Origin of the sequence: Qipengyuania thermophila (genome assembly GCF_004153605.1) — a bacterium.
Lineage (GTDB): Bacteria > Pseudomonadota > Alphaproteobacteria > Sphingomonadales > Sphingomonadaceae > Qipengyuania_B > Qipengyuania_B thermophila.
Genome location: NZ_SDSI01000003.1, coordinates 110,102 through 119,319 on the forward strand (window position 1 = coordinate 110,102; position 9,218 = coordinate 119,319).

Annotated in this window: 10 protein-coding genes; 1 reads left to right on the forward strand and 9 read right to left on the reverse strand. The window is 64.9% G+C overall.

The window, feature by feature from the left end:
• The first annotated feature begins 77 nt into the window (after positions 1 to 77).
• Positions 78 to 254, forward strand: a complete 177-nt coding sequence (locus tag ETO60_RS08890; RefSeq protein ID WP_255416996.1) for an RHS repeat-associated core domain-containing protein — start codon at positions 78 to 80, stop codon at positions 252 to 254.
• 125 nt (positions 255 to 379) lie between these two features.
• Here the strand turns inward: ETO60_RS08890 and ETO60_RS08895 are convergent, their stop codons facing one another.
• The 9 genes from ETO60_RS08895 to ETO60_RS08935 form a co-directional block, all read right to left on the reverse strand.
• Complete coding sequence (locus tag ETO60_RS08895) at positions 380 to 739, reverse strand: TrbC/VirB2 family protein (RefSeq protein ID WP_130004871.1); 360 nt, start codon at positions 737 to 739, stop codon at positions 380 to 382.
• Between the two features lie 9 nt (positions 740 to 748).
• Positions 749 to 1,717, reverse strand: coding sequence for a P-type DNA transfer ATPase VirB11 (virB11, locus tag ETO60_RS08900; RefSeq protein ID WP_130004873.1), 969 nt, complete (start codon positions 1,715 to 1,717; stop codon positions 749 to 751).
• Positions 1,718 to 1,725: 8 nt separating this feature from the next.
• The gene (locus tag ETO60_RS08905) at positions 1,726 to 2,796 is read right to left on the reverse strand and encodes a TrbI/VirB10 family protein (RefSeq protein ID WP_234026410.1); all 1,071 of its coding nucleotides are present in this window, start codon (positions 2,794 to 2,796) and stop codon (positions 1,726 to 1,728) included.
• Positions 2,793 to 3,284: a TrbG/VirB9 family P-type conjugative transfer protein gene (locus ETO60_RS08910; protein ID WP_130004874.1), complete on the reverse strand. Its 492-nt coding sequence runs from the start codon at positions 3,282 to 3,284 to the stop codon at positions 2,793 to 2,795. Before ETO60_RS08910 ends, ETO60_RS08905 begins: the two co-directional genes overlap by 4 nt.
• Positions 3,281 to 4,054, reverse strand: a complete 774-nt coding sequence (locus ETO60_RS08915; RefSeq protein ID WP_130004876.1) for a virB8 family protein — start codon at positions 4,052 to 4,054, stop codon at positions 3,281 to 3,283. Before ETO60_RS08915 ends, ETO60_RS08910 begins: the two co-directional genes overlap by 4 nt.
• Positions 4,051 to 5,253, reverse strand: a complete 1,203-nt coding sequence (locus ETO60_RS08920) for a type IV secretion system protein (RefSeq protein ID WP_130004878.1) — start codon at positions 5,251 to 5,253, stop codon at positions 4,051 to 4,053. The genes ETO60_RS08915 and ETO60_RS08920 overlap by 4 nt, the downstream gene beginning before the upstream one ends.
• Complete coding sequence (locus tag ETO60_RS08925) at positions 5,253 to 7,628, reverse strand: VirB4 family type IV secretion/conjugal transfer ATPase (RefSeq protein ID WP_130004902.1); 2,376 nt, start codon at positions 7,626 to 7,628, stop codon at positions 5,253 to 5,255. Before ETO60_RS08925 ends, ETO60_RS08920 begins: the two co-directional genes overlap by 1 nt.
• Positions 7,607 to 7,840, reverse strand: a complete 234-nt coding sequence (locus tag ETO60_RS08930) for a type IV secretion system protein VirB3 (protein ID WP_234026414.1) — start codon at positions 7,838 to 7,840, stop codon at positions 7,607 to 7,609. The genes ETO60_RS08925 and ETO60_RS08930 overlap by 22 nt, the downstream gene beginning before the upstream one ends.
• Before the next feature lie 442 nt (positions 7,841 to 8,282).
• Complete coding sequence (locus ETO60_RS08935; protein WP_130004880.1) at positions 8,283 to 8,714, reverse strand: hypothetical protein; 432 nt, start codon at positions 8,712 to 8,714, stop codon at positions 8,283 to 8,285.
• Positions 8,715 to 9,218 lie beyond the last annotated feature (504 nt).

The following is a 9,218-nucleotide window of genomic DNA, read 5'->3' on the forward strand; positions in this document are numbered from 1 at the left end:
GCACCCCTCACGATCAGGGCGCGGAAGATCGGCGCTACGCGTCAACGCCGCAATGTGGCGCCGGAACAGCGGTTACCATCTACCACTACAAGGCCCGCATGTATTGTGGCTGCGCCACAGCTGCGCTTCCTCCCACCCTTGGCCGGTTCCTGCAGACCGATCCCATTGGCTATGGCGATGGCACCAACCTGTACCGCTACGCCGCAAACGACCCGGTGAACAACGTCGATCCGAGCGGGTTGGAGGGCGAATAGGTCTGAAACAATGAGCCCTGGTCGATACCCTAAAGGGGCCGGACGTCTCGTGAAGGTTTCCCTCACAGTCGCGACCCAAAAATCTCCTCCCCAAGTGAACTTAACCAGTACTTGTAAACTGCCCTTTACCTATCATCGCGCAGCGAGGCGCCCGCATATGGATCGTAGGTGGAGGGCGCAAGCGCTTCCCGCGCAGCAGCGCTCGAGACGCCCCTTTCAGCAGAAAGGACTCCGCTCCCTCGTGCTGTCTCGCCCATGGCCAGAAAAGCGGCCGCGATCGCCGGCGCACCGAGCAGGACGAAGCAGCCCAAAATCACTGCCGCGCCGCGCCAGAGGGGCAGTCGCCCGCTCAGCATGGATAAGCCAATCACCGCCACAGCGATGATGCACAGCCCCACTGCCAACTCACCCAGCAGCGTCGCTGTCAGCCACCCGGCCGAAGCCTGGAGCGGCTCCGGCTCCCGCGCTGCGAACGGTGAGTACATCACGCCTCCTTATTCCCGCACCATCACCTGTGCCACGCGCCGGCGGCCATCACGTCGCTCCAATTGCACGAACACGTCGATGCTCGCCTGAACATAGTGCCGCACATCCTCACGCGACAGGCGCGAACCGGTCTGCAGCACCAGCAGCGCCAACTGTTCGACCGCTCGGGCGGGCGTGTCCGCATGGATGGTGGTCATAGAGCCAGGGTGCCCAGTGTTTACGGAACGCAAGAACGTGAACGCCTCACTACCGCGCAGCTCGCCCAAGATGATCCGGTCAGGCCGCATACGCAAGGCCGCGATCAGCAAGTCCTCGGCTGTAATTTGCGCCTCCGCCAAGTGCCCGCGCGCCGCGATGAGGCCGACCGCATTGGGGTGAACGAGCCGCAGTTCCTCGGTGTCCTCAATGAGGATCAGGCGCTCGGCCCGCGGGATCTCGCCAAGAAGTGCGGTCAGGAACGTCGTCTTGCCGCTCGAGGTGCCGCCGGCCACCAAGATGTTCGCGCGGGCGCGTACCGCCGTCCGGAGAGCCTCCGCCGCGTGCTCAGCTCCGAGTGCGCAGAACGGGCGTTCGTCCTTCAGGGTTAGCGCGCCCGCTGCAAGGGAGTCGAACGCACCTGCTTCTTCCCAGTCGCGGAGCCTGAGGTCAGAGGTCACATGCCGGCGGATAGCGAACGCGTGCCCGCCGCGCGTCGCGGGCGGCCCCACCACCTGCACCCGTGCCCCATCGGGCAAGCTTGCAGCGAGCAGCGGCGCCTCCCGGCTGATCCCTTGTGAGGAGAGAGACGCGATCTGCCGGGCAAGCCGCGCGAGGAGCGCTTCGTCTAGGCCAAGCTCCTCATGCCGCGCAACGCCGCCACCAAGCCGCTCGACCCATACCTCGCCCGGACGGTTGATCCAGATGTCGGTGATGTCGGCCTGCGCCAGATAGGGCGCGAGCGGAGCCAGGAAGCTGTCGAGGTAGGTGCCGGTGTTCACAGGGCCTCTCAGCCCTCGACGCTCGAGAAATCGAGGTCCTTGGCCACGAACACGGACACACTGGTGCCGTGGCGCACGCGCAAGGTGGGCTGGATCTGCCGGTTGTCCGTCACCTGCGGCGCTTGCGCCCGCCCCGCTCCGGGCAGGGCGACGATAATCCCGTTTGTAACAGCGGCTGTTGCGACACCGACACCCAGATCGAGCGCGGACTGGAGGATGGCGTTGCCGAACCGGGCGAGGAATTTGCTGTCGATCTTGCCTGTCACCCCAGCGCGGCCCAAGGGATCGGAGGCGGGGCTGGCGAGCGCGATCATCACCCCATCAGGACGCATCAGCCGCTCCCAGGTGACCAGCGCGCGCTTCTGGCCCCGCTCGAGCGCGGCGTCATAGACGCCATAGAGGCGAGAGCCGCGCGGCACGAGCACACGTGCGCCATCGAACCCGCGCACATCGTGCTGCACCAGCGCGCGCACGGCTCCGGGGCGGGTGCTGTCAAGCGCGGTCTCGAGCACGGCGGGAATGACCGTGCCTTTGGGAATGGTGAGCGACGGGTTGGCGAAAGGTCGCGCAAGCACGCGGTCGGGATCCTCAGGCGGCGTAGGTGCGGCGGGGCTGCGCTCGGCCACATCGTTGCGGATGGGTTCCGGGTAGTAGGTGGGCGGAGGCGTGTATGCTGGTTGGCCCGAAGGAGGAAACACTGCGGGCGCGGGTGCGCGCGCCGCGGTGCTCGGCCGCTCGGGCGGAACAAAGGCGGCCGGCGCGTTCGCCGGTGCGGGATAGAGCCTAGACGGGTATGGCTCGCGCACGGGCGGGAGGTCAGAGCGCGCATAGCGGGCGTACTCTTCGGGAACGCTGAGGGGCGGCGGCGACACAATCCGCTCGCCCGTGGTGACCGTGCGCTTCGCCGGCGCACCAGCATCCTCACGGTTGCTAGCGAGAAGCGCGAACAGGCCGGTGCCGCCGGTGAGCAACACCGCCAGGAAGACGTAGAGACCGACGTCGCGCGATGGGGGAGTCGCCACCAGCGGCATGACGTCGTCGTCCGGCGGTGCTGCCGCGGGCGGAGCGGCCGTACTCATGGCGCAGGCGCGGCGTCGGGCAACCTGCGCGCGGTCGCCCGCGCGCGGTCGATGCGAAACACAAGTTGGTCGTGGATGCGGTCAATCACATAGGCGTCCCCGCGCATGTAGCCGTTGACGACCAGCTCCTCGCCGGTCGGGCCGATCGCAAACACCGCCGGGAGCGCCTGTTCGGGCGCGAACGCGACCGTAGTGCGCACGCCGTCGTCGGTGACCCGCAGCGGGCGCACCGCGCCATCGCCGCTCAGGCGGTAAAGCCGGGCCTGTGGCAGCGCCGGCTGCGGAGGAAGCGGCATGGCGGCGGTGGCGAACGGATCGAGAGCAGGAGCAGGAGCGCCCAGGATCCCGCTGGGTGGATTTGCGCGGCCGCCGGCGCAACCCGCCATCAGCAGGACAGCGGCGAGGGCAGTGATACCTGTTTGGCCGCTCGACGAGGCCCACTCCGTCGGCTTAGCCAGATCAGCGGCGGTATGGGGCGCGGAGTTCATGGCGCTTGTCCCGGCACCTGGCGCCGTACCGAAGCCGGCGTCGATAGAGGCGGACCCGCTGCGTCGGCGGCGACGCCCCGCACCACTTCTGGCAGCGTCTCGGGGTCCTTGCGATAGCGCGTGACTTGGAAGCCCAACGGATTAAGGAGCCGGTCGTCCGCGCTCATCTCCGCGTCCGAGTAGCGCCAGTCTATCACCGCCGCCCAGTGCTCCTCCAGCACCGCCGCGCCCGAGCGGTCGGTGCGGGTGGTGGTAAACCGCACCAGCGAGCGATTGGCACCGAGCGAGGACACGCTGCGCACCGCAACCGCGACCTCGCTGCCGGGTGGCAGATAGGACAGCGGATTGCCGGGCGCGCCTGAGCGCATGGTTGCCAGGTAGCGGGTGCGCGCCTCTCCGGCGGACAGGAGCGCGGTCCGACGGTAGTCGCGCTGGAGATCGGCCGCATCGAAGCTCTCGCGTGCGGTCACATATTGGACCAAGAACGAGCGGGTGAGCGCGGCGTCGGGCGCGATCCTCTGCGCCTCGAGCGGCTCCAGAGCTTCCACAAAGCCGGTCTGGCGGTCGACCAGCAGGGTGTAGGGCACGGTGGTCTTCAGCGGCAGGAGCAGCACGAGCGCGCCCGCCAGCAGCAACGCGATCGCGGCAGCGATGCTGGCGACGATCCAGGCAACACGACGCGAGCGCTCGAGATCGGCCGTGACGCTACGGCTCCAGCTGTCGGCGACCTCCACCCGGTCGTCGGCTTGGAAGCTCTCGGGCATGTTCATCGCCGGCCATCGCGTGACGTGGCCGTCTGCGAGCCGCGATAGCTCGCCCGGCGCGCAGGCTGCCCAAGCCGTTCGCTGCTCGGCACGCTAGCGGGCCCGGTGGTGCCCGGGGCTGCGCCCTTCGCATCGCGGGGGCTGCCAAGCCGGTACAGGTTGCGTTGATAGGTGCCGCCTTCCTCGCGCATCATGCGGTTCTCGACACTGTGCGAGATCCGCGCCGCGCGCGAGGGCAGTTCGATGGCAGCCGCCGATGCAGGTTGCACGGTCGGCACTGGCTCCCTTGTGAAGGTTGCCGCCGAAGGGAACACCTGCAGGTTCGGCCAGCCCCGGTGGTATGCGGCGCGGACCAGCAGCGCCAGCACGGCGAACTTGGCGATTGCAAAGGCGAGCGCCAGGCTGAGGAGCTCGGTCGGCGCGGACGGGGTGGCATAGCCCAGCCCGCGCACGCGCAGCGCGTCGGCAAGGTATGGTTCGAGCACGGCGAGTTCGAGCGCCAGCATGATGCTGATCGCAGCGGTGCCGACCAGCGCGAAGACGAGGCCGCGCAGCCATCCGGCGAACAGGCCGCGCGTGGCGGCGAAGAACAGCATGGCGGCCGCTAGAGGTGCGATCGCCAGCAGGAACCCGGCAAGTACCCGCAGCGCGAGCAGCGTGCCAATTGCGCCCGAGAGCCAGAACACCCGTGCATAACCGAAGCCGCTGTCGTCTTCCACGGCCGTGCCGGTGAAGCTCGAGCCGGACGCCTCATCGATGAACTGGCCGGTGTTGCGCCCCGTGCTCAAGGCGGTGAGCCGCACCAATGCATCGTCAACGCCCTGCAGGCGGCCGGCGAAGCTTGGGTCTTGGCCGACAAGCTCGGGTGTGGTCAGCTGCGCGGCGATCTGACCAGGTCCATCGAGCACGACGTCGTAGAGGAGCGTGCGGAACGCGGGCCAGGAGAACGCCAGCGTCAAGACGATGCCGATGGTCGCCACATCGAGCACTGTGTCACGCGCACCAGGTGGCGAGCCAAACAGAAGGCGCAGGCCGTAGAGGGCCACAAACAGTGTAAGCAACGCAGCGATGACGCTGGTGGCGAGCGAGCCTGGCTCACTTAGCGAGGCATAGCCATAGGAGCCAAGGCTGCGTGCCTGGCAGTCGATATGTTCGATCGCGCGGAGGAGGAACCGCTCACCCGTGATGACCTGCGGACACGCCATCAGGCGGCGCGCTCGAGAAGCGAGCCGATCCAGTCGGCGGGCTCCTCGCCGGTCTCGCCGACGAGCTCGTCGTAGAGGCGCACGGTGCTCTCGCGGCCCGACAGGATGGTCAGCAGTTCGCGCTCCCCCGACAGGTCAAGGCGTGCCACGACGCCGTCCTTGCCGTGGCGGATGAGGAAGCAGTGCGAGGCGTCCGGCAAGGTGCGCACCAGCTCGAACTCGTGCGCCGACAGGCCAAAGCCGTCCATGTAGTCCTCAGGCCTCGCCTTAGGATTGATCATGAAGATCTGCGTCGCGGCTTGCTCGATGATGGCCGAGGCAATCTTGGACTGCAGCGCATCGGCCGCGCTTTGCGTGGCAAACCCGACGATGCCGTTCCGCTTGCGGATGGTCTTCTCCCAATCCTTGATGCGGCGCACGAACACCTCGTCGTCCAGCGCCTTCCAACCCTCGTCGACCACGATGATGGCGGGCGAGCCGTCGAGGCGCTGCTCGACCCGATGGAAGAAGTAGAGGAGCGCAGGCGTGCGCGCAGGCGGGTCGTCGAGCAGCGCGGTCATGTCGAACCCGACGGTCATCTCTGAAAGGTCCGTCGTGTCTTCCGGGTTGTCGAACAGCCAGGCGCGGTTGCCTTGGCCCCACCAGGGCTTGAGGCGGGCGTAAAGATCGTCACTGCGCGGCCGGTCGCCGCCGCGGAAAAGCTCCACCAGGTGGCAGAGGCGCCGGCGCGCTAAAGATTGGAGAAAGTTGGCTTGGAGCGCGTCCTGTACCGCTTCGGCTTCCGCCGGGCTCAAGCCTCCGGCAAGAAGCTCCAGCCACTCGACCAGGAACTGCCGATTGGCAGGCGTGTCCTCGAGCTGCAGCGGGTTGAGCCCCGATCGGGCGCCGGGGCGCAAGCGATCGTAGGTGCCGCCGATCGCGCGGATGAACAGCTCGGCGCCGCGATCCTTGTCGAAGAACACGATGCGCGGAGCAAACTTCCGCGCCTGCGCCAGCAGGAAGTTCAAGACCACCGTCTTGCCCGAGCCCGAAGGTCCGATGATGGTGAAGTTACCCAAATCGTTCTGGTGGAAGTTGAAGAAGTAGGGACCGGCGGCCGTGGTCTCGAGCAGGCTCACCGCATCGCCCCAGTGGTTGCCTTGGCGCTTGCCGACAGGAAAGTTGTGCAGGCTCGCGAGTCCGGCGAAGTTGGTGGTCGAGACAAGGCCCCGGCGCGCGATGTAGCGGAAGTTGCCAGGGAACTGCGCCCAATAGGCAGGCTCCAGCGCAATGTCCTCGCGCACGGCTGTGATGCCCAGATCCGCCAGCAGCGCGATCACCTCGGCGACGCCGGCGTCGAGGCTCGCCAAATCATCGGCGTGGATGGCGATGGTCGTGTGGTGCTCGCCGAACCCTGCGCGTCCTGCGGCGACCTCGTCCTTGGCAATGCCGAGCTCATCGCGCAAGGAGACGGCCTCGTCTTCCGCGGCGCGCATACGGCGCAGCGCCAGGTTCATGGAGGAGAGCGCCCGCGCGCGCTCGACGAACGCGAAACTCTGGGTAACGGTCAGCTCAAACGGCAGCCGGTAGAGCTCATCGAACATGCCGGGCATCGTGCGGTTGGGGTAATCCTTGATCGAGACGAGCGCCTGGAAGCGGCGCGGCTCGCGTCCCATTGGCGCGAGCTCCACCGCGTTGCGCCCGAAGCTGACGCGGCGCGCAGGCACGTGGTGGCCGAGATCGCCATGCGGCAGCGCCATGGGCCGCATGGTGCCGTTGTACAGCCAGCCGAGGAACGCCAGCGGCTCGGAGTAGGTCGCGCCGTTGTCCTCGTAAGTGGAGAGAAGATGCGGGCGGTACGCGCCCAAGGAGGCGACCAGCGCCTCGCGGGCGTTGTCGAGGGCGCGCAGCTCGCCCGCCAACGACTGAGCTTGCGCGTCGCCAGCACGCCCGAAGAAGCGGCGCACCCGCTCGGCCGTGCCGACGCGGCCCTGCAAGGGGCGGCGGAGCAGCGTGACGAACAGGTCGTTGACGTAAAGCTGACGGCTCTCAAGCCGAGCGCTCCAGCGCGCATCGAGCTTGGCCGAGAACGCATCCGGGTAGTCGGCGCCAAGCGCATGTTCGGCGCGGCGGCGCACCACATGGTGCCACAACGCATAGCGCGAGGAGCCGACGCTGCGCAGCATCGCGTCGCGAAGGGATGCGCGGTAGTTCAGCTCCTCGCTGTCGGCGGTCTCGAACAGGAGGCCGCCCAGGCGGATGGTCTGCATGAGGCGGCCATCGCGCAGCTGGACAGTGTTGCTGTCGAGGTGCCGCGCATACGGCAGGTGCTCGCCGGCAGAGATCTCGCGCGCCATCACCTTGGAATCGGCGGTCAGGCGCGGTAGGAGTTGCATCGCCACAAGGCATGGTTCTTGACACGTGGGCAGTGCCGCACGCGGGTGAGCCACAGATCGACGATGCGCGGCTCCTCGAGGTGGATGAGCACGCCCATGCCGTGGACGAGCACCGCGGCGAGCAGCGCCCACAAGCTGCCGAATACCAGGAACAGCTCGACGGCGATCACGGCGTTGATCACGAAGAAGGAGTAGGTGACGCCAGCGAACATTTGCGGGCGCGTGAGGGAGACGAAAAGGGCGTCGTGGCGCAACCCGTCAGACAAGCTAACCTCCTTCCCCTACCTTACCATCCTCCATCTTTTGAGACGAATGGCAAGTGAAGATGGAAGCACAAAGGCTCGTTGAACCTGCTGGAGAAATTTTTGGTTCTCGCACATGATACAGCCGCAGCGTGCCCGCCACTTCGCCGCTGGTCTTGTGCAGGCGACCAAACAGATCATAATTCAGTTTGGTGTCCTGCCGCAGCCCGATACTTGCCGACTCTACGCATTGCAACGAAGCTGAGCAAACCGTCAGGCGTGCAGTCGCCTTTAGGATCATAGGCGAACGCGGCCGAACTTGCCGCAACGAACTAAGTGAGCCTGTTGGCTGGCCTGCATGTCTCATCAAAGCATAGCTGCCCCGCAAATCCCTAAGTGTCTTGACGCTATACTATCGCTTTATCCCTATCCAGTCTGGAAAATGTTCTACAGAGACATTTCTGTTAACCCGCATCACAAAAGCAGACGATTCCTTCTCACTTGAATTTGAGTACACTTCAAAGCTAGCTAACACTATGTTATTGCCGGAAACGTGCTTATATTTTCTTATCTTTTCATTATCTCGTATGTTAACCACAGTATCATCAGAAACTATAACTTTTGTAAGAGCTTCGTTACACCTTAGGCTAAAAAAAATAGCATTCTCGCTTCTCAAATCACTAGGCAGGAGCAGCGCTAAGTCGACTTCAAAATATCCTTCTTTTTGTATGCTAAACTCATTCGCGCACATACCTTTGTTCTTTTGGTCGGCTATACATGAGCTTGCTAAGCTGGCCATTACGCCCACTAAGCTGACTTGTCTGAAGAGGTTCGCGCCTGTCATCTTCTGTTAATCCATTCGGAAATCCAGTTATCGCATTCTCGCGGGTTCGTGTCTGGACTCATGTAGCATGATCGAGACGCCCTTCCGATAAGATAATCCGCTCCGCTGCGAACAGGATTTTGATCCCACCCCAATGCACGGCCTATGCTCAGATCCTCCGAATAGGCCATGACTTCCCAGTCAATAAGAGTGCCGGGCCAATTGCTCCTAAATTGCGTAACATGAGTAGCTTCATGTCCCAAAGCTACAGCGCCTACCACACTGCTTGATTGACCGTTCCGACGAGCAGAGGCATCGATAAGATCGCTGCGCAGAGTTATAGATTGCGTGCTCCTTCCGATCAATTTACCAAGTTCAGACGTTGTGTTTGTCGTTAGCCCCATCGTTTTCTGGGCGCTCGGTGCGACAAGAGAGATAGTTACTCCATTGTTTTCTCCAGGCTTCCCTAAAGTGCTCAGAGCGCGTCGCGCGGCGCGATCTGAACCGCCCCGGGATTGCCGGAGG